At 63.3% G+C, this 19976-nt stretch carries 21 protein-coding genes; 11 read left to right on the forward strand and 10 right to left on the reverse strand.

Annotated elements, in window-relative coordinates; translation table 11 throughout:
- Positions 1 to 508 precede the first annotated feature (508 nt).
- The 4 genes from NCT32_RS08445 to NCT32_RS08460 all read left to right on the forward strand — a co-directional run bounded on the left by NCT32_RS08445 (position 509) and on the right by NCT32_RS08460 (position 4200).
- Positions 509 to 1723 carry a DUF2863 family protein gene (locus NCT32_RS08445; protein ID WP_061119592.1) on the forward strand — a complete coding sequence of 405 codons (1215 nt, stop codon included), beginning with the start codon at positions 509 to 511 and terminating at the stop codon, positions 1721 to 1723.
- A gap of 192 nt (positions 1724 to 1915) precedes the next feature.
- Entirely contained in the window at positions 1916 to 2725 is an 810-nt protein-coding gene (locus tag NCT32_RS08450; RefSeq protein ID WP_061119593.1) for a response regulator transcription factor, read from the forward strand.
- A 68-nt stretch (positions 2726 to 2793) separates the two neighbouring features.
- The gene (locus NCT32_RS08455) at positions 2794 to 3468 is read left to right on the forward strand and encodes an energy-coupling factor ABC transporter permease (RefSeq protein WP_061119724.1); all 675 of its coding nucleotides are present in this window, start codon (positions 2794 to 2796) and stop codon (positions 3466 to 3468) included.
- A 147-nt stretch (positions 3469 to 3615) separates the two neighbouring features.
- Positions 3616 to 4200 (forward strand): BspC domain-containing protein, encoded by a 585-nt coding sequence (locus NCT32_RS08460; RefSeq protein ID WP_061119594.1) that lies wholly within the window; start codon positions 3616 to 3618, stop codon positions 4198 to 4200.
- Positions 4201 to 4294: 94 nt separating this feature from the next.
- On the opposite strand, the gene NCT32_RS08465 is transcribed toward NCT32_RS08460, so the two are convergent.
- Positions 4295 to 5455, reverse strand: a complete 1161-nt coding sequence (locus NCT32_RS08465) for a M14-type cytosolic carboxypeptidase (protein WP_061119725.1) — start codon at positions 5453 to 5455, stop codon at positions 4295 to 4297.
- A gap of 32 nt (positions 5456 to 5487) precedes the next feature.
- The gene (yaaA, locus tag NCT32_RS08470) at positions 5488 to 6267 is read right to left on the reverse strand and encodes a peroxide stress protein YaaA (protein ID WP_061119595.1); all 780 of its coding nucleotides are present in this window, start codon (positions 6265 to 6267) and stop codon (positions 5488 to 5490) included.
- A 56-nt stretch (positions 6268 to 6323) separates the two neighbouring features.
- Here yaaA and NCT32_RS08475 point away from each other — a divergent pair, with 56 nt between their 5' ends.
- The 7 genes from NCT32_RS08475 (at position 6324) to NCT32_RS08505 (ending at position 13536) form a co-directional block, all read left to right on the forward strand.
- Positions 6324 to 6809, forward strand: a complete 486-nt coding sequence (locus NCT32_RS08475; RefSeq protein WP_061119596.1) for a putative toxin-antitoxin system toxin component, PIN family — start codon at positions 6324 to 6326, stop codon at positions 6807 to 6809.
- 46 nt (positions 6810 to 6855) lie between these two features.
- Positions 6856 to 8037, forward strand: a complete 1182-nt coding sequence (locus NCT32_RS08480; protein ID WP_061119597.1) for a pyridoxal phosphate-dependent aminotransferase — start codon at positions 6856 to 6858, stop codon at positions 8035 to 8037.
- A 75-nt stretch (positions 8038 to 8112) separates the two neighbouring features.
- Positions 8113 to 9654, forward strand: coding sequence for a 3-hydroxyacyl-CoA dehydrogenase (locus NCT32_RS08485; RefSeq protein WP_061119598.1), 1542 nt, complete (start codon positions 8113 to 8115; stop codon positions 9652 to 9654).
- Positions 9651 to 10439 carry an oxepin-CoA hydrolase, alternative type gene (locus NCT32_RS08490; RefSeq protein ID WP_061119599.1) on the forward strand — a complete coding sequence of 263 codons (789 nt, stop codon included), beginning with the start codon at positions 9651 to 9653 and terminating at the stop codon, positions 10437 to 10439. The genes NCT32_RS08485 and NCT32_RS08490 overlap by 4 nt, the downstream gene beginning before the upstream one ends.
- A 4-nt stretch (positions 10440 to 10443) precedes the next feature.
- A complete protein-coding gene (locus NCT32_RS08495; RefSeq protein ID WP_061119600.1) occupies positions 10444 to 11169 on the forward strand; it encodes a histidine phosphatase family protein in 726 nt (241 codons plus the stop codon).
- A 28-nt stretch (positions 11170 to 11197) separates the two neighbouring features.
- Positions 11198 to 12295 carry a phosphotransferase gene (locus tag NCT32_RS08500; protein ID WP_061119601.1) on the forward strand — a complete coding sequence of 366 codons (1098 nt, stop codon included), beginning with the start codon at positions 11198 to 11200 and terminating at the stop codon, positions 12293 to 12295.
- A gap of 20 nt (positions 12296 to 12315) precedes the next feature.
- The gene (locus NCT32_RS08505; RefSeq protein ID WP_061119602.1) at positions 12316 to 13536 is read left to right on the forward strand and encodes an acyl-CoA dehydrogenase family protein; all 1221 of its coding nucleotides are present in this window, start codon (positions 12316 to 12318) and stop codon (positions 13534 to 13536) included.
- A gap of 5 nt (positions 13537 to 13541) precedes the next feature.
- Here NCT32_RS08505 and NCT32_RS08510 read toward each other — a convergent pair whose 3' ends face one another.
- The 8 genes from NCT32_RS08510 to nuoN form a co-directional block, all read right to left on the reverse strand.
- A complete protein-coding gene (locus NCT32_RS08510; protein WP_061119603.1) occupies positions 13542 to 14003 on the reverse strand; it encodes a MaoC family dehydratase in 462 nt (153 codons plus the stop codon).
- Positions 14000 to 14458, reverse strand: coding sequence for a MaoC family dehydratase (locus NCT32_RS08515; RefSeq protein WP_061119604.1), 459 nt, complete (start codon positions 14456 to 14458; stop codon positions 14000 to 14002). Before NCT32_RS08515 ends, NCT32_RS08510 begins: the two co-directional genes overlap by 4 nt.
- A gap of 21 nt (positions 14459 to 14479) precedes the next feature.
- On the reverse strand, positions 14480 to 15610 hold the full coding sequence (locus tag NCT32_RS08520) for an acyl-CoA dehydrogenase family protein (RefSeq protein WP_061119605.1): 1131 nt from the start codon (positions 15608 to 15610) through the stop codon (positions 14480 to 14482).
- 9 nt (positions 15611 to 15619) lie between these two features.
- Positions 15620 to 16816, reverse strand: a complete 1197-nt coding sequence (locus NCT32_RS08525) for an acyl-CoA dehydrogenase family protein (RefSeq protein WP_061119606.1) — start codon at positions 16814 to 16816, stop codon at positions 15620 to 15622.
- A 55-nt stretch (positions 16817 to 16871) separates the two neighbouring features.
- Entirely contained in the window at positions 16872 to 17321 is a 450-nt protein-coding gene (locus NCT32_RS08530; protein ID WP_061119607.1) for a DUF1178 family protein, read from the reverse strand.
- Between the two features lie 196 nt (positions 17322 to 17517).
- Complete coding sequence (locus tag NCT32_RS08535; protein ID WP_061119608.1) at positions 17518 to 18117, reverse strand: NUDIX domain-containing protein; 600 nt, start codon at positions 18115 to 18117, stop codon at positions 17518 to 17520.
- Positions 18118 to 18167: 50 nt separating this feature from the next.
- Complete coding sequence (locus NCT32_RS08540) at positions 18168 to 18488, reverse strand: DUF2818 family protein (RefSeq protein WP_061119609.1); 321 nt, start codon at positions 18486 to 18488, stop codon at positions 18168 to 18170.
- Positions 18488 to 19945, reverse strand: coding sequence for an NADH-quinone oxidoreductase subunit NuoN (nuoN, locus tag NCT32_RS08545; protein ID WP_250476786.1), 1458 nt, complete (start codon positions 19943 to 19945; stop codon positions 18488 to 18490). Before nuoN ends, NCT32_RS08540 begins: the two co-directional genes overlap by 1 nt.
- Positions 19946 to 19976 lie beyond the last annotated feature (31 nt).

Here is a 19976-nt window from a genome sequence, read left to right on the forward strand (position 1 = left end):
GAAAAACCTTCCTCTGATACTTCGTGTGAGACTCTTGATACTTTCGCTATATCCAGCCCCGAAGAACCAGACCGCACCCAACATCAAGCGCCCACACTTATCGGCTGTTAGTTTTTAAAGAGCACATCGCAAGACCCCTACCTCACCTTCTGTCTTGCGTCGCTGCATCAGCAGCATAGAAACGAGATTATGAACAACATTTCGGTTCGTGTCAACAAGAATTCGACGCTTTCCGTTCTTGCCAACCGCGCTCAGAGCCTTCTACCGCTTACTCCGAGCACACCACCGATACCGCCTCTACTCTCGCTTCCTTCGCGTTCATCGAATCGCGAAGGAACGGAATTCTAGTGAGTGAACCTCAGCTTCGCAAGAGGAATGCGAAAAAATAGTTCGACCGCTCCGAATGCCTCGCCGCGCGTGAATCGACCTACTGCAACGTCGCACGATAAAAGCATCGTCCGAGCGACTACAATTAAAGGTTCACCGCACCAATTACTCTTGTATCCATATGCGCTCGCGAATCGCAAAACGTATTCCCCCGGATGCCGACAAGCTCGTCAGCCTCTCCCTCGCGCTCTTCGCGTCCGGTAGCCGTGTCGAGGATCGATTCTGGGAAGCTCGCCTCGACAGCCTCATCGTCAAACTCGTGCGTAACGGCAATCAGACGACGCTCGACGCCGCGCTCGACCATCTGCAGCAAAACCATCCGGACGCCTATGGAGCGCTCGCCGATATGGCCGAGACGCATAGCGAGTCATTCAAGGTCGACATCGACGGCGCACCCCACGAAGCATTGCTTATTTCCGCGCCGGTGCTCGCGTGGACGCGCTACGCGATTCCGTCGGGGGCGCTGAAAGGCGAAGCCGTCGATGCCCTGCGCACGCAAATGCAGGCGCATGTCCTCGCAGCAGACGCGCGCGTCGCTGTCGCGCCCTATCTCTATAGCATCGATCAATTACCGCGACACCACGTGGATACCGCGCGCCTCGCGCAACAGTTGTTGCAGACGGTTTTGAACGGTAGCGTCGCGCGTCTGAACCTGTCCGATCTTCCGGAAACCTCGCCGATTCTCGCCGACCCGCGATTCCTGCTGGCGCTAGTCGTCGTACCGGCCGGCACGGCGTTCTTCCGCTGGCAAGAGGACGAAAACGGCAGCCGCGTCGAACGCGGTCAATGCCTCGAGCAGTGGGCCGCTCAAGGCGGACCGAGTTTCGCCGCCATCCTGCCTGGTTGCGAATTCGAGTGCCTGCTTCCCGACGCCTACTACTCGGCCTGCCGCGATGCCGACGAGCAGGTTCGTCCGCACACCGTGCGCACCGCCGTCCGGTATCTGTTCGACACACTCGGCACCGCGCCTCAGGATTTACGGGCGGTCATCGCGGGCTTCGGCGAGCGCCGTATCGACGAATACCGCATTGGTTTCACGCGGCGCGGCAGCAACGATGTGATCTACGGGGTCGTATGGCCACTCTACGGACGCGAAAACGGAGAGCTGGGGATGGACGAGGACGCGGTCGATCTCGAGGGCGCCAATGGCCCGGTCGAGGAAATTGTCGAGTTGCTGAAGAAAACGGGCGTCTCGGACGTTCGCCGCCACGCGGGACGCTTCGAGCCGGAGTTTTGCGACGACTGCGGTGTGCCACTCTACGCGGATCCGCTCGGTGAAATCGTTCATGCCGAGATGCCGGAGGATGCGGAGCCGGCGCAGCCTCATTTCCACTGAAAGCCGGCGAAAGAGCCGTTTTCGGCCAGGACGAACCCCGCTCCGTGCGGGGTTTTGTGTATTTAGGCCTATGCCATTCGGATAGGGGGCCAAATCAGCGCAAATTTGTCAATATAGCCACTGACGCCAACGTGTAAGCCGGCGTCGAGTCCCGAAGCTGAGGGCGACGGGTGTATTGACATGAGGTAAAGCATGATAATCAACATTATTGGTTCCGACGCGGAGCGCCGGGCGGGCCTTAAAACATTGCTGCGCCGTGTTGCGCGCCATGCGCAATTCACCGAGGCGAAGGATTGGAGGCAAGCCCGTTCCGCCTTGAAACGCTCCGAACCCGACATGACCGTGATCGACTGGGCGCCCGACCTGCGTACCAGCGACCTACGGATTCTGCTGGACGAAGCGCCCCGCGTGCCCGCGGCGATCATGGTCGATCGCTGCGGTGCCGCGCTGGTCTACGCGCTAATGAGCGTCGGCGCAATGGGCGTGATCCCGCGCGCGCTCGATCCAATCCTGATCCTGCGCGCGCTGGAGATGGTGCTCGTCGGCGGCCATTACATTCCGCCCGACGTAGTCGACCCCGAACTGACGCTCGAGTTCACCGCTCGCCGTGCTCGGGACGTCGCCACACTGCCGCACAGGATCCGCCACCATCCGGCTCTGTCGCCCCGACAGCAGCAGATCATGCGCTGCGTGCACATGGGCAGCACGAACAAGATGATCGCGAAGACGCTCGGCATCAGCGAAGGCACGGTGAAGATCCACCTTGCAAGCATCTTCCAGCAACTAGGCGCGACGAACCGCGCCGCCGCAGTCGCGATCTACAACGGCGTGCAGAACTCGCATCTCGAAATCCTGCGCAGCGGAAGCGAGAAACCCGTGCGTGCCGTCGCAGGGCAGCCAGGCGTTATCCCGCTACGCCGGCCACGGACGCGCTATCCGTCGCTTCTCGACAATGACGCGGCCGCGCTCCCGATGGCCGCCGAGCCTGAATCGACGTTCTAGCAACAATCCAGGCAAACGGGTTCGTCCTTTGCGCACACGTTTTACGCGCAACGAGTAATATGCAAGGCATGGGGTTCTTCTACACACCGCTCCCGCTTTGGCTTACCGTCGGCGGCTGGATCGTCGCCACGGGAGTGCTCGCGCTCGCGCTGCTGCAGCGACCTTTCGCTCGTCTGCAAGACGCCACGCTGCAGAACGTGTGGCTCGGCATCATCGTCGCGGTGTCGGTGCTGTGGGCATGTAATGCATGGTTCGATGACGGACCCGTCATCCATCTCTTGGGCGCAACGCTGATGGTCACGTTGTTCGACTGGCGCCTCGCGCTCATCGGAACAGCAGCGACCACGGGCCTCGCCGCGGTCGTTCTCGATGCGTCGTGGCTCTCGGTGGCGACCACCTATCTTCTCTTCGGGGCACTGCCGGTCGCGGTATCGACCCTGCTGCAGCGTCTGAGCAACGCCTGGTTGCCGCGCAATCTTTTCACCTTCATCGCCGGGCACGGATTCATCACTTCGGGTGCGGCGGTCGCGGCGGCATGCGGCGCGACCGTACTGCTCGAGATGGCGCTCGCCAGCGGGCCGTTCGTCGTACCTCCGGCGTTCACGCGAGGCTCGCTGCTGCTCGTTGCAGGAGAAGCGCTCTTCACCGGTCTGCTCACCATCCTGATTGCTGTTTACAAACCAGCGTGGATCACCACATATGACGTGCGCCGCTATCGCCTCGATCGCGGTCCGCGCGTCTGAGTCTCGCGAACCCTACCTGCCTCGTGCAATGCAGAACCCCGGATATCGGATTCCGGGCGATGGGCGCGCGCACAAAGTACGATAAGATTGAACTCCTTCCCCACACGGCGCATCTTACTTGCCCGTGTCTTCTTAGCGCCAGACTTGATGGAACGTAACTACGCACCGCGCCGGCTCCTGCGGCTCGTCGGCCGGTTGGCGGTATGCGCATCACTAACATGCGCGGTGTCCGCTTTTGCCGATTCGCTCGACGAGCGCAACGAACTGATTCACCACTTCGTCACCGACTTCAAGGCCAACCCGCTTGTCGCGGATTGCGCCGCGCATGGCAACTTCATCGCCAGCACGTCTTCGGCATTCGATCACGTCGAATTCCCGCCCAACTCGTTCGATGCCGCGCATTCCGCGATCGAGCCATGGAACGATTCGTTCGACGAAAAGAAGCAGCGAATCAAAGTGGACAACGTGGTGACCGTCGAAGGTCAGGGCATGCCGAAGAACGGCGAGCGCGATCCCACTCCGCTCAAGTTCCGCTGCGGCTACGTCGGCAGCCAGATGCTTGCCTTTGGCTGGAACGATCCGGTGCCCGCGTTGCGCCCGCGCGCCGAGCCGCACTCGACGCAAAGCGCGAAGGGTAAGCACGGCGCGAAAACAAAGGCGAGCGCGGGCAAGACGAAGAGCACGTCGAAGTCTTCGGGCAAGTCGACGAAGAAGACGACCAAGAAGCACTAGCCGATACCTTCACTGCGAAGAAGACACCATCAAAAAGGGCGTGGCCGCTTCATGCGGCCACGCCCTTTTTACATCAGCGTCAGATCGCCGGCCGTCAGGCGGCAAACGACTGCAGATGCCACAGAATCGCCTGAAGCATCGATGCACCGAGCGCCGCGCTACGCGCGCCGTTCCAGCCGACGCTCTCATCCGGCAAGTTCACGTTGTCCTTGAACGGCATTTCCAGCGTGAGCGACAGACATTTGTACTCGTTGCCGATGTACTTCGACGCGAGCTTGAGCGCATCCGACTGATACTTGCTCGACTCGTAGCCGTACACGTCCTGGAAATCGGGGCTCGCCTGCTTGAAGAATTCGACGAATGCCTTCTGCTCCTCTGCCTGTTGCGCGGTGAAGCCCGGCAGCATCTCCGATCCAGCGACGAACACATAGGGAATGGCTTCGTCGCCGTGGATATCGAAGAACAGATCGCAGCCCGTCTCCGCAATGGCCTCGCGCACGGCGAGCACCTCCGGGCTGCGTTCCGCGCTCGGCTCCATCCATTCGCGATTCAGGTTCGCGCCCGCGGCGTTCGTGCGCAGGTTGCCGAGCACGCTGCCGTCGGGATTCATGTTCGGCACGATATGAAAGATGGCCCGCTCGAAGAGCGCGCGTGCGACCGGATCGCCCGCCCAGTCGCCGAAGCCCGCGAGACGCTTCACGAGCCCTTCGACGAACCATTCCGCCATCGTCTCGCCCGGATGCTGGCGCGCGATGATCCAGACTTTTTTCTTCGGCTCGGCGTCACCGAAGTCCGGGATGCCGAGCGAGAGCACCGACATCGGGCGGCCCTGCACGGTGCTGCCGAGCTCGGTCAGCGTTGCGAGCGGCATCTGCTGAACCGCGCCGAGAAATTCCGAGTGGCGCTCCTCGCTGTACGGCTCGAAGTACGCGTAGTAGATACGGTCGAAGTCCGGCGTGTGATCGATCTTCATCACCTGGCCGTCGTACTCCGTCGACACGCGGAACCAGTTCACGCGGTCATAGCTCGCGACGGCTTCATAGTTGCGCCAGCCTTCCGGGAACGCGCACTGCGCCGCATTCTCGAAAGTCATCACGAGACGCTCGCCGCGCGCGCCGGATACGCGAAAGTAGAACCATTGCGCGAAATCGGCATGCGAGTCGGGCCGGATGCGCAGCCGAATGTCCGCGGGATCGTCGGCGTTGAGGACTTCGATCGCACCCGCGTCGAAGTTGCTTGAAATGGAAAGTGTCATCTGCGTTTCCTTGCGTGCTTGCCGCGCGGGCCTCATTCCCCGGTGCGGCGACGAAATACGTATGTCGTGTCGTTCGACGCCTTCGGGTCGAACTTGTAGCCTTCGCTGTCGAAGCTTTTCAGCGCGTCCGGCTCGTCGATGCGGTTCTCGACCGCATAGCGCGCCATCAGACCGCGCGCGCGCTTCGCGTGAAAGCTGATGATCTTGTAGCGGCCGCCCTTCCAGTCTTCGAAAACGGGCGAGATAACGGGAGCCGTGAGCAGTTTCGGCCTGACCGACCTGAAGTATTCTTCCGACGCGCAATTCACCAGCACGCGCGCGCCGCGCTGCTTTTTCAGGTGTTCGTTGAGCGCCGCGGTAATGCGATCGCCCCAGAAAGCGTAGAGATCCTTGCCGCGCGCATTGGGGAATTTCGTGCCCATCTCCAGACGATACGGCTGCAGCAGGTCGAGCGGGCGCAGCAAGCCGTACAGCCCCGACAGCACGCGCACGTGGTTCTGCGCGAAGTCGAGATCGCCCGCCGAGAGCGTCTTCGCGGCGAAACCTTCGTAGACGTCGCCGTTGAACGCGAGCACCGCCTGCTTCGAATTGCGCGTATCGAAAGTCGTCGACCAGTCTGCGTAGCGCTGAAAATTCAGCGCCGCGAGCTGATCCGAAATGCCCATCATGCCGCCGATCTGCTGCGGCGAGAGTTCGCGCAGTCCGTCGATCAACTCGGCGGCGTCATCGACGAACTGGGGCAGCGTGTGCTTCCTGATATGGGCAGGCGTCTCGTAGTCGAGCGATTTGGCGGGAGAGAGAACGATTATCATGGAGGCTCGCCGGCACCCCGCCGGCGATCATTGGCATAAACCCCAGATTGTATCGAATGGACAATTCCGCCGCGCCGTTGCCATTGTCGCCGCCGATGCGCGTCGTGCTCGATTCGAATGTGTGGATCGACATCCTCGTATTCGACGACCCCGCTACGCGTCCCATCCACGCGGCCCTCGAAGCCCGCACGCTCGAAGCGCTGATCGACGCGCGCTGCCTGCGCGAGCTCACGCGCGTGCTCGACTATCCGCAGTTCGTGCGCATGGAGATCGACAAGGCAGCCGCGCTCGCGACCGTCACGCGACTGTCGACGCTCGTCGCCGCGACCATCGAAGAAGGCGAGCGAGCGCTGCCCAAATGCCGCGACCGCGACGACCAGAAATTTCTCGAGCTCGCGCACGCGTCGGGCGCCGAATGGCTCGTCTCGAAAGATCGCGCGGTGCTGAAGCTCGCACGCCGCATCGCGCGCGACTTCGCCTTTCGCATCGCCGAACCGAAACCCTTCGTGCTCGAGTTAGAAGCACAGACGGCCATCGGCTGATGCTGTCTTAAAATAGCCGCGAGCCCTCTTCCACGTCCATATCATCATGAACGCCACGCACGAATTGCCGCCGACACCGCCCGAGCTTTCTTTCCCGTCGCGTCTGCCCAATGTGGGCACGACCATCTTCACCGTGATGAGCGCGCTCGCGACGCAAAAAGGCGCGGTGAATCTCGGTCAGGGTTTCCCCGATTTCGACTGCGATGCGCGCATCGTCGATGCGGTCGCCGGCGCGATGCGCGACGGCCACAATCAATATCCGCCGATGGCGGGCGCCGCGCCCTTGCGGCAGGCGATCGCGCGCAAGATCGACGCGCTCTACGGCCGCGCCTATGACCCGGACACGGAGATCACCGTGACCGCCGGCGCGACGCAGGCGCTGCTCACGGCCATCCTGTGCTGCGTGCATCCGGGCGATGAAGTCATCGTCATCGAGCCGATGTACGACAGCTATGTGCCGTCGATCGAGCTCGCGGGCGGCAAGCCGGTGTTCGTGTCGCTCGAAGCGCCCGACTACGCGCTGCCCTTCGACAAGATCGCCGCCGCGATCACGCCGAAGACGCGGCTGCTGATGATCAACACGCCGCACAACCCGACCGGTCGCGTGTGGCGCGCCGAGGACATGAAAAAGCTCGAGGAGATCGTGCGCGACACCAACGTGCTGATCGTCTCCGACGAAGTCTACGAGCACATGGTCTACGACGGCGCACCGCACGAAAGCGTGTCGCGCTACCCGGAACTGGCCAAGCGCAGCTTCGTCGTGTCGAGCTTCGGCAAGACCTTTCACGTGACCGGCTGGAAAGTGGGCTACGTGGCCGCGCCCGCCGCGCTCACCGCCGAATTCCGCAAGGTGCACCAGTTCAACGTGTTCACGGTGAACACGCCGATGCAGATCGGCCTCGCGCACTATCTCGAAGATCCGAAGCCGTACCTCGAACTGCCGTCCTTCTATCAGAAGAAGCGCGACTTCTTCCGCGCGGGACTTGCGAACACGCGCTTCTCGCTTCTGCCTTGCGACGGCACGTACTTCCAGTGCGTCGATTACTCGAAGATCAGCGACTTGCCCGAAGCCGAGTTTTCGCAATGGCTCACGAGCGAAATCGGCGTGGCCGCGATTCCCGTGTCGGCGTTCTATCACGAGAGCCACGAATCGGGCGTCGTGCGCTTTTGCTTCGCGAAGAAAGAAGAAACGCTCGCGCTTGCGCTCGAACGTCTCGCCAGACTCTGAGCGACGGCGCCCCTGCCGAGCCGCATCGAACCCGACGCCACGCGCGTTCCCATCCCCGAGGAGCAGAACCGCATCATGAGCCAGCACGCATACAGGATCGAGACGCTCGGCATCGTCGGCAGCGGCGCGATGGGGCGCGGCATCGCGCAGATCGCGGCGCTCGGCGGGCTGAACGTGCATATCTACGACACGAATCCGAAAGCGCTCGCCGCCGCGCGCGAATATCTGTCGGAGACGTTCGCGAAGCTCACCGCCAAGGGCAAGCTCAAGGAAGCCGACGCGCACGCGGCGCTCGCGCGCATCCGCGATGCGGGCGACACGAGCGAGCTGTCCGATTGCGACGCCATCGTCGAGGCGATCGTCGAGAACTTGGACATCAAGCGCGAATTATTCCGCGAACTCGAAGCCGTGGTCGGCGAGCATTGCATTCTCGCGTCGAATACCTCGTCGCTGTCGATCACCGCGATCGCCGCCGGCTGCGCGCATCCCGGGCGGGTCGCGGGCTTTCACTTCTTCAACCCCGTGCCGCTGATGCGTGTCGTGGAAGTCATCGACGGCCTGCGCGGCGATCCGCGCGCCGGCGATGCACTCATGGACCTCGCGCGCCGCGTGGGACACACGCCGGTGCGCGCGAAGGACATGCCGGGCTTCATCGTCAATCATGCCGGGCGCGGCATGAACACCGAGGGCCTGCGCGTGGCGAGCGAAGGCGTCGCGAGCTTCGCGGATATTGACCGCATCATGCGCGAGCAGGCGGGCTTTCGCCTCGGGCCGTTCGAGTTGCTCGATCTCACCGCGCTCGACGTCTCGCATCCGGTGATGGAATCGATCTATCACCAGTTCTATGAAGAGCCGCGCTTCAGGCCCTCGCCGATCACCGGCACGCGGCTCGCCGGCGGCCTCATCGGGCGCAAGGCGGGCGAAGGGTTTTATCGCTATGTCGACGGCAAGCAGGACATGCCGCCGGAACCCGCCGCGCCCACGCAACTGCCAACGCGCGTCTGGATAAGCCGGGCGTCGCACGCCGGACGCGAGGACGTGCTCAAGCTGATCGCCCGATGCGATTGCTCCGTGCATATAGACGCGGGCCACACGCCCGAGCCGGATTCGCTGATCCTCGTGACGCCGCTCGGCTTCGATGCGACGACCGCGGCCGTCAACGAACATCTCGATGCAACACGCGTCGTGGCCGTCGATACGCTTTTCCCGCTCGATACCGTCGCGCGCCGCACGATCATGACGACGCCCGCGACCGCGCCCGCCATGCGCGACGCCGCGCACGCCCTCTTCTCCTTCGACGGCGTGCCCGTCACCGTGATCCGCGATTCGACGGGCTTCGTCGCGCAGCGCGTCGTGGCGACAATCGTAAACATCGGCTGCGATATCGCGCAGCAAGGCATCGCCACGCCCGAGGACATCGATCTCGCGGTGATGCTGGGCCTCGGTTATCCGCGCGGCCCGCTCGCGCTCGGCGATGCCATCGGCGCGACGACCATCCTGACGATCCTGCGCAACATCCACGCCGTGCTCGGCGACCCGCGCTACCGGCCGGCGCCCTGGCTCACGCGGCGGGCGCAGCTCGGACTTTCGCTTACCCATATCGAGGAGCTCAGATGAGCGCCGAACTACTGACCGACCGTCCCGCGGGCAGCGACACCACGCTCGTGCTCATGTTGTCCAATCCCGGCGCGCGCAACGCGCTGCATCCGGACATGTACGCCGCCGGCATCGAGGCGTTGAATACGGCGGAGCGCGACAACACCGTGCGCGCGATCGTGCTGACCGGCGCCGACAACTTCTTCTGCGCGGGCGGCAATCTGAATCGCCTGCTCGAGAACCGTGCGCAGGATCCGTCGGTGCAAGGCGCGAGCATCGACATGCTGGCGGAATGGATCAGCGCGCTGCGTGCATCGACAAAACCGGTGATCGCGGCGGTAGAAGGCGCGGCGGCGGGCGCGGGCTTTTCGCTTGCGCTCGCGTGCGATCTGATCGTCGCCGCCGACGACGCCAGGTTCGTCATGTCGTATGCGCGCGTCGGCCTCACGCCTGACGGCGGCGCTTCGTGGTTCCTGTCGCGCGCGCTGCCGCGCACGCTCGCGAGCGAAGTGCTGCTCGAAGCGAAGCCGATCGGCGCGGCGCGGCTGCATGAAGTCGGCGTCGTGAACCGGCTGACGAAAAAAGGCATCGCGCTCGATGCGGCCATCGCCTGGGCCGACGATCTCGGCAGCGTGTCGCCCAAAGCGATGGCGCGCATCAAGTCGCTGATCAACGCCGCCGACGTGCAGCCGCTCGACGCGCATCTCGACATGGAACGCGACAGCTTCGTCGATGCGCTCCATCACGGCGACGCGCTCGAAGGCATCACCGCGTTCCTCGAAAAGCGCCAGCCGAATTATCGTTAAGCCCATGGCTCATTACGAATTGCCCAGGCGCCGCCGCATCTTCCTGATGCGTCATGGCGACGTCACGTACTTCGACGACAGCGGCCGCGCGATCGATCCCGAAAGCGTCCCGCTCAACGAACGCGGACGCGAGGAAGCGAGCGCGGCGGGCCGCGAGTTCGCCGCGCAAAAGATTCGCTTCGATCGCGTGATCGTGAGCGGATTGCCGCGCACGGTGGAAACGGCGCGGCGGGTGCTCGCGGAAACGGGTCAATCGATCGACCCGGAAATCTGGCCCGAGTGGCAGGAAATTCGCGGCGGCAAACTCAAGGACCTCACGACGTCGGACATCGAGCGCGCGTTTCTTTCCGTGTTCGATGGCGTCGTGCCCGAAGAGACACGATTTCTCGGCGGCGAGACGATCGGCGAGTTGCTCGATCGCGCGCTGCCTGCGGTTGCGCGCCTGCGCGAGGACCGCTCGTGGGACACGGTGCTGCTCGTGCTGCATGGCGGCGTCAATCGCGCGCTGCTCTCGCACGCGATCACCGCCGGCGGCCGCGCGTTCTTCGGACATCTGTCGCAGGCGACGGGCTGTATCAACGCGCTCGACGTCGGCGACAAGTCCGGCGACTGGGTCGTGCACGCGATCAATCATTCGCCGCCGTCGCCGCTGCACGCCGACGTGCGCAACACGACGATGGAACTGCTCTATGCGCAGTTCGTTCGCTACAAGCCCGGCGACATGGACTGACGGCGCCGCGCAAAAACGGGAGGAGACGATGCAGGACGAACAACAGAAGAAGCACTCCGATTTCTCCGCGTTCGAAGGAACGCGCCCGGTGCAGGACAACCAGCGTTTCGATGCCCATGCCCTTTCGACATGGCTCGCAGCGCATGTCGACGGCTTCGGCGGTCCGTTGACCGTCGAGCAATTCGCGGGCGGTCAGTCGAACCCGACGTTCAAGCTCGTCACGCCCGCCCGCAGCTATGTGATGCGCGCGAAGCCGGGACCCGCGGCGAAACTTTTGCCTTCCGCGCATGCAATCGAGCGCGAGTATCGCGTGATGGACGCGCTCGCATCCACCGATGTCCCCGTCGCGCGCATGCTCGCGCTGTGCGAGGACGAGAGCGTGATCGGCCGCGCGTTCTACGTGATGGAGTTCGTGCAGGGCCGCGTCCTCTGGGACCAGTCGCTGCCGGGCATGACGCCCGCCGAACGCGCCGCGATCTATGACGAAACGAATCGCGTGATCGCAGCACTTCATACGGTCGATGTCGAAGCCGCCGGGCTGTCGAGCTACGGCAAGCCGGGCAATTACTTCGAGCGGCAAATCGGGCGGTGGAGCAAGCAGTACGTCGCGTCGGAAACCGGGAAGATCGAGGCGATGAATCGCCTGATCGAATGGCTGCCGCAGCAGATTCCGCAGATGCAAGGCGCGCGCGTCAGTGTCGTGCATGGCGACTATCGGCTCGACAATCTCATCTTTCATCCGAGCGAGCCGCGCGTGCTTGCCGTGCTCGACTGGGAATTGTCGACGCTCGGCGATCCCCTCGCCGACTTCGCGTATCACTGCATGGCATGGCATGTCGATCCGTCGCAGTTTCGCGGCATCGCCGGGCTCGACTGGGCCGCGCTCGGCATCCCTGATGAAACCGCCTACGTGAAGCGCTACTGCGAACGCACGGGCTTCACGATCGAAGGCGACTGGAACTTCTATCTCGCCTACAACATGTTCCGCATCGCCGCGATCCTGCAAGGCATCATGAAGCGCGTCGTCGATGGCACGGCCGCGAGCGCGCAAGCCGTCGATGCGGGCAAGCGCGCGCGGCCGATGGCCGAACTTGCGTGGCAATACGCGCAGAAAGTCGGCCGATAAAAGCCAGGGAGACGAAAGGCATGAACTTCGACTACACGCCCAACGTGCAAGCATTGCGCGAAAGGCTGCTCGCGTTCTTCGATGCGCACATCTATCCGAACGAACGCGCTTACGCCGACGAAATCGCGACGAATCGCGCGGCGGGCAATGCATGGACGCCGACGCGACTGATCGAAGGCCTGAAGGAGAAGGCACGCGCCGAAGGACTCTGGAATCTCTTTCTGCCTGCATCGGAACGCGGCGCAGGCCTGACGAATCTCGAATACGCGCCGCTCTGCGAAATCATGGGCCGCGTGCCGTGGGCGCCGGAAGTGTTCAACTGCAGCGCGCCCGACACGGGCAACATGGAAACCATCGAGCGCTACGGCAGCGACGCGCAGAAGGCCCAATGGCTCGAACCGCTGTTGCGCGGCGAAATCCGCTCGGCGTTTCTGATGACCGAGCCGGAAGTCGCCTCGTCGGATGCGACCAACATCCGGTGCAGCATCGTGCGCGACGGCGACAGCTATGTCATCGACGGCCACAAGTGGTGGTCATCGGGCGCGGGCGATCCGCGCTGCAAGGTGTATATCGTGATGGGCAAGACCGACCCGCAAGCGCCCAGGCACACGCAACAGTCGATGATTCTCGTGCCCGCCGATGCGACCGGCATCACGGTGCATCGGCCGCTGAATGTCTTCGGTTACGACGATGCCCCGCACGGCCACATGGACATCACGCTCGATAACGTGCGCGTGCCGTCGACGAACATGCTGCTGGGCGTTGGGCGCGGCTTCGAAATCGCGCAAGGCCGTCTCGGGCCGGGGCGCATTCATCATTGCATGCGCCTGATCGGACTCGCGGAACGCGCGCTGGAGCTGATGACGAAGCGCACGCTCGGGCGCGTCGCGTTCGGCAAGCCGATCGCGCACCACGGCGTGACGCAAGAGCGCATCGCCGAGGCGCGCATCATGATCGAGCAGGCTCGGCTTCTGACGCTCAAGGCCGCATACATGATGGACACCGTCGGCAACAAGGGCGCGCGCGGCGAGATCGCGATGATCAAGGTCGTGGCGCCGAACGTCGCGTGTCAGGTCATCGACTGGGCGATCCAGGCGCATGGCGCTGGCGGCGTCTGCGACGACTTTCCGCTCGCATATGCGTATGCGTCGGCCCGCACGCTGCGGCTCGCCGACGGCCCCGACGAAGTGCATCGCAACGCCATCGCGAAACTGGAGTTCGGCAGATACGCCGACGTCTGAAGAACTTAGAACGCGTGCCGCGTGATGAACTCCGCGACGCACGCGGGCTTAGCGGCGCCTTCGCATTCGACCGTGACGAGCCAGGTCACCTGCACGCTGCCCGCTTCGACTTCGACCGCCTGGTCGATCGCAAAGACCGCGCGCAGACGTACGCCGACGCGCACGGGCGAGATGAAGCGCACCAGATTCATGCCGTAGTTCACGCTGATGCGCGCGGCGAGCGGCACGCATTGCAGAAGCCACATCGGTACGAGCGAGAGCGTGAGAAAGCCGTGCGCGACGGTGCCGCCGAACGGCGACTCCCGCCCGGCGCGTTCTGCATCGACGTGGATCCATTGATGATCGTCGGTGGCGTCGGCGAAGCGGTTCACGCGCGCCTGATCGATCGTCGTCCATTCGCGTTCGTAGCGTGCGACGCCCGCCGCCGCGAACACGTCCGCGACGCTCTTCAGCGACGCGACACTCATGCCTGCGCACCCGGATTGCGCAGGCCGAAGAGCGCGGCCGAATCCACCGTGAGCACGAGTTCGCCGTGCTGGTTGTGGGCTTCCCAGCGCGTCTGCACGATACCGCGATCCGGCTTGCTCTTCGACACGCGCTTGTCGAGCACGCGCACGGTGAGCCGTACCGTATCGCCGACGCGCACGGGCTTGATCCAGCGGATGTTATCGAGGCCGGGCGAGCCCATCGAGGTCGAATCGGCGATCATGTCGCGCACGAGGATGCCCATCATCGCGGAACACGTGTTCCAGCCGCTCGCGACGAGTCCGCCGAAATGCGACGCTTCGCCCGCCGCTTCCGACAGGTGAAAAGGCTGCGGATCGTAACGCTCGGCGAATCCGACGATCTCTTCTCTCGTGAACGTATGCGCGCTCAGCTGAACGGCGCTGCCGATATCGAAATCCTCATAAGCGTATGTCATGCAAAAGCTCCTCGATGGGCGTCAGTCTTCGGTAACGGAAAAAGTGGGAAGCGCTGCGAAGCGCGCGAGATGATGATCGACATCGCCGAGCGTCGTCTCGATGATCGACAGGCGCTTGAACCAGTGCGCCGCGGGCAGTTCGTTGGTCATGCCCATGCCGCCGTGCAACTGCACCGCCTGTTGCCCGACGAAGCGCGCGGCCTGACCGACGCGCGCCTTCGCCGCCGAGACGGCTTGCGCGCGTGTCACGGCATCGTCGCTCGCGTAACGCGCGGCGGCCAGATAGGTGATCGAGCGCGCTTGCTCCGTGTGGATCAGCATGTCGACCATGCGATGCTGCAGCGCCTGAAAGCGCGCGATCGGCATGCCGAACTGCTGGCGCGCCTTCGTATAGTCGACGGTCGCGCGATTGAGCGCATCGAGTGCGCCGAGCGCTTCCGCGCAGAGCAGAAACGTCGCGTAGTCGGCGATGCGCCCGAAAGTCGCGGCGCCCGTATCGCGGCCAGCAAGGCGCGTCGCGGGTGTTGCGTCGAAGGTGAGCGTCGCGGCGCGTTGCCCGTCGATCGTGCGGTACTCGGTGATGCCGACGTTCGCCGCATCCTTCCCGACGATGAACAGCGCCACTTCGCCTTCCACGCGCGCCGGCACGATCCAGTAATCGGCCTGCGCGCCGTGCTGGACCATCGACTTCGTGCCAGCCAGCGTGAAGCGCTCGCCTTCGCCGCTCGCGATCGTGCGCAGATCGAAGAGATCGTATCGCGCATGCGGCTCGTGGAACGCGACCGAAAGACGTATCTCGCCGCGCGCGGCGCGTTCGAGCAACTCCCCCGCGATCGCACTGCCCTTGTGCTCACCGAGCCGCAGCGCTTCGATACCCGCGGCCGTCGCCCAATACGGTTCGACGACGAGTGCACGTCCGAGCTCCTGCATCACGACGAGCATGTCGACCGGACCGCCGTCGAAGCCGCCGTGCGCTTCCGGAACGGGCAGCGCGAGCAAACCGAGTTCGGCGAACGCGCGCCAATGTTTTTCATCGGCGCCCGCCTCCGACGCGACGATCTTCTGCCGCGCATCGAACGCATATTCCTTGTCAAGATAACGGCGCAGCGCATCGCGGAACTGTTGCTGTTCATCGCTGAAAGTGAAGTCCATGCGCGCTCCTCAAAGTCCCAGAATCATCTGCGCGATGATGTTCTTTTGAATCTCGTTCGAGCCGCCGTAGATCGATGTCTTGCGGAAGTTGAAGTAGTACGCTGCGAGCGGCGCGGCATCGTCGTCGCCCGTGACGCTATGCGGACGCTCGCCTTCGAGGAATGCGGGATCGAAAGCGGCTGCCTGCGGGCCGATTGCTTCAACCATCAGCTCGGTCAGCGCCTGCTGCACTTCGGTGCCCTTGATCTTCAGCATGGACGCTTCCGGACCCGGACCTTGGCCGCCCGCCTCGCTCGCGACCACGCGTTGAACCGTCACTTCGAGCGCCATTAATTCGATGTCGAGCGCGGCGATTTTCGCGGCGAAGAGCGGATCGTGCAGGAGCGGCTTGCCGCCTTTGTTGCGGTTCAACGCGAGTCGCTTGAGAAACAGCAACTCGCGCTTGGACTGCCCGACACGCGCGATGCCCGTGCGCTCGTGTCCGAGCAGATACTTTGCATAGGTCCAGCCGCGATTTTCCTCACCGACGAGATTGTCCGCCGGCACTTCGACGTCCTCGAAGAAGACCTCGTTGACTTCGTGATCCTCGTCGAGCGTGATGATGGGCCGCACGGTGATGCCCGGCGTCTTCATGTCGATCAGAAGGAACGAGATGCCTTCCTGCTTCTTCGCTTCAGGGTCGGTGCGCACGAGGCAGAACATCATGTCGGCATGCTGGCCGAGCGTGGTCCAGGTCTTCTGCCCGTTCACGATGTAGTGCTCGCCGCGCCGCTCGGCGCGTGTGCGCAGCGAGGCGAGATCGGAACCCGAGCCGGGTTCCGAGTAGCCTTGGCACCACCAGTCGGTGCCGTCAAGGATGCGCGGGAGATAGCGGGATTTCTGAACAGCGCTGCCGTACTTCATCAGCACCGGCGCGACCATCGATACGCCGAAGGGCAGGACCATCGGCGCGCCGGCGCGGGCGCACTCCTCGTCCCAGATGTGTTGTTGCGTCACGTCCCAGCCGGGGCCGCCATATTCCTTCGGCCACGCGACCGCCGACCAGCCGCGCGCCGCGAGCAGCTTGTGCCAGCTCGTGTAATCGTCGCGGGTCAGACGCTTGTGATGGAGAACTTTTTCGCGCAGCGCGCCTGGGAGGCTGGCTTCGAGCCAGATGCGGACATCAGCGCGAAAGGCGTCGTCGGCGGGGGAATAACTGAGGTTCATGCGCGGTGTCTCCCTTATGGCCCGTTCAGGAGCCAGAAGACGCCGCGCTCAAGCCTTACTGCAGCGGCTCTTTTAAAGCTTCCGGAACAGGCAACGGCATCACGTCGATCCCTTCCTCGAGCAAGGCATGCGCGTCTTCGGGCGTCGTGATGCCGCGAATGTTGCGCGCCGGCGCCTCGTTGTAATGAATGCGCCGCGCCTCCTCGGCAAACCGCTCGCCCACGTTTTCGGTCTTCTCGATCAACTCACGCATGAACTTCAAAGCGCGTGCCTGAAGTGCCGCCGCCTCGGGCGCGGCTTGCGCCTGCGTACGCTGCGGCGCCGCCTCGCCTCGCGCCGACGAAAGATTCAGGCGCGGCGCGGACGGCATGCGGCTCACGTCCGTCTCCGAGCAAACCGGACACGCAACCAGTTTGCGCGACAACTGCGACTCGAAGTCCTCGGTCGAGGCGAACCAGCCTTCGAACCGATGTTCGCGCGAGCACTTTAAATCGAGGACCTTCATGCTGATGGGGCTTCGTTGAAGTTTATCTCAAAGTCGCGATTTATGAACGATCGTTCCAAAATTCGGGCGAATGAGAACGATCGCCGGGCGACGAAATACCCATTCTAGCCGGTCAGCTCACTCGACGCTCTTGCTGACGCAAAAACGACAAAAGCGGCCCTCGGGGCCGCTTCTGCATGGATCAATCAGGCAACGCTCAGTCCGTGATCGTCTCGCCCAGCTTCCACTCGCCCGAACGGAGCTTCTCCAGCCAGAAGACGCCGATTATCGTCTTCACGTCGCTGATGCTGCCGTCCTTCACCCAGTTCAACAGTTGAACTTCATCGGCGATGAAGGTTTCGAGGAACTCGCCTTCGTCGAGCCTGGCATCGCCCGCTTGCAGGCCGCGCGCGAGATAGATGTCGATGAACTCGGTCGAATACGAAATCACCGGATGGATGCGCGTGAGGAACGTCCACTCCCGCGCGGTGTAGCCCGTCTCTTCCTGCAGCTCGCGCTTTGCGCACGTCAGTTCGTCTTCGTTGGGATCGAGCTTGCCCGCCGGAAATTCGAGCAGCACGCGGCCCACGGGATAACGGAACTGGCGTTCGAGCAGCACGCGGCCGTCGTCGAAGACCGGCAGGATCACCACGGCACCCGGATGCTCGACGAATTCGCGCGTCGCGTGCTTGCCGTCGGGCAATTCCACGGTATCGCGCTTCAACGTGAGGAATTTGCCCTCGTGCAACGTGACGCTTTCGACCTTCCTTTCGATGAGGCCGTCATCGTTGCCGGGAATCGAGGATTGATCTGCCATCTTGAGCCCTGTGCTTTCAAAGCAAACACGCCGCTGACGGCGAAAAACCGTCAGCGGCGTTTGACGAGATACTGATACGTGAAGCCCGGGAAGGCCAGCACGATGAAGAGACTGAAGGTAACGGCATAAAACTGCCATCCCTGATCGAATCGGTTGCCGGCGCGCGCTTCGAGCATGAAGCCAAGCGCGCCCACCACGAAGTAGAGAACGATCAGCTCGCCGATGCGAATCCACGCGCTCTTCTTCGCCGCCTTGCCTCCCGTCGACGCCGCAAGGCGCAACGGGGCGACGGCAAAGAGACGCTGATTCAGGAACGGCACATTCGCGAGAACGATCGCCAACAGGACGATGAACCAGCCTGCCGCCGACATTACAGGGGCAGCGTATGCGAGATCGCCGTCAGGCACGCCGTCATCAGCGGACCCGGCACGAGGCCGAGCACCAGCACGGCGAGACCGTTGAACGCGAGCAGCGAGCGGTTCAGGCCGCCGGCAACGATCGGCGATGCGTCTTGCGGCGCGTCGAAGTACATCAGCTTCACGACACGCAAGTAGTAGAACGCGCCCACGAGCGAGGTCATCACGGCGAGGACGGCGAGCCACGTGAGGCCGGCGTTCATCGTCGCTTCGAGCACGGCGAGCTTCGCGTAGAAACCGACCGTCGGCGGAATGCCGGCGAGCGAGAACATCATGATCATCATGACGAACGCGAATACCGGGCTGCGCTGGTTCAGACCTTTGAAGTCCTCGAGCATTTCGGCTTCGAAGTCGCGGCGCGCGAGCAGCATCACCACGCCGAACGTGCCGAGCGTCGTCACGAGATAGATGATGCTGTAGAACATCGCCGAGCTATACGCGCCGGCCGCGCCCGCCACCTTGCCGTCGACCACGCCAGCGAGCAAGCCGAGCAGCACGAAACCCATGTTGGAGATGGCTGAGTAAGCCAGCATCCGCTTGATGTTCTTCTGCACGATACCCGTGATGTTGCCGACGATAAGCGACAACGCCGCGAGAATCACGAGCATTTCTTGCCAGTCCACCGCGAACGGCAGCAGGCCCATCACGAGGAAGCGCAGGCCCCACGCGAAGGCTGCGACCTTCGGGCCGCCGCCGGTGAGCAGCGTCATCGCGGTCGGTGCGCCTTGATACACGTCAGGCACCCACATGTGGAACGGCACGGCGCCCATCTTGAAGGCGACACCCGCCACGACGAAGATCACGCCGAACAGCAGAACGGCATCGTTGATACGGCCCGAAGCGACGGCCTTCAGCACTTCGTTCAGCTCGAGCGAGCCGGTTGCGCCGTACAGCATCGAGATGCCGTACAGCAGGAAACCGGATGCGAGCGCGCCGAGCACGTAGTACTTCATCGCCGATTCATTTGCCTGCGGCGAATCCTTGCGCAGCGCGATGACCGCGTACAGCGACAGCGACATCAGTTCGAGGCCGAGATACAGCGTAAGGAAGTTGTTGCCCGAAATCATCACGCACTGCCCGAGCAGCGAGAACATGCCAAGCAGGAAGAAGTCGCCGCGGAACAGGCCGCGGTCTTCCAGATACTTCTTCGAATAGATGATCGACACCGCGTAGCCGAGACAGACCACCGCCTTCATCGCGCTCGCGAACGGATCGACGATATACATGCGCGTGAAGAAGTAATGCGGCGTCGGATCGAGCGCCGTGACGGCGAACCACACGCCGACGACGATCGTCGAGACGAGCGCGATCAGATACGTCGTGCCGCGGCTCTTCTCGCCGAACATCGTGTCGTTCAGCCAGGCCAGCACGACCGCGGCCATCAGGATCGCGTCAGGCCAAAGGGTACTCATAGAGGCGTTTTGCATGATCTTTTAGTTCCTC

The sequence above is a fragment of the Caballeronia sp. INML2 genome (assembly GCF_023631365.1).
Taxonomy (GTDB): Bacteria; Pseudomonadota; Gammaproteobacteria; order Burkholderiales; family Burkholderiaceae; genus Caballeronia; species Caballeronia turbans.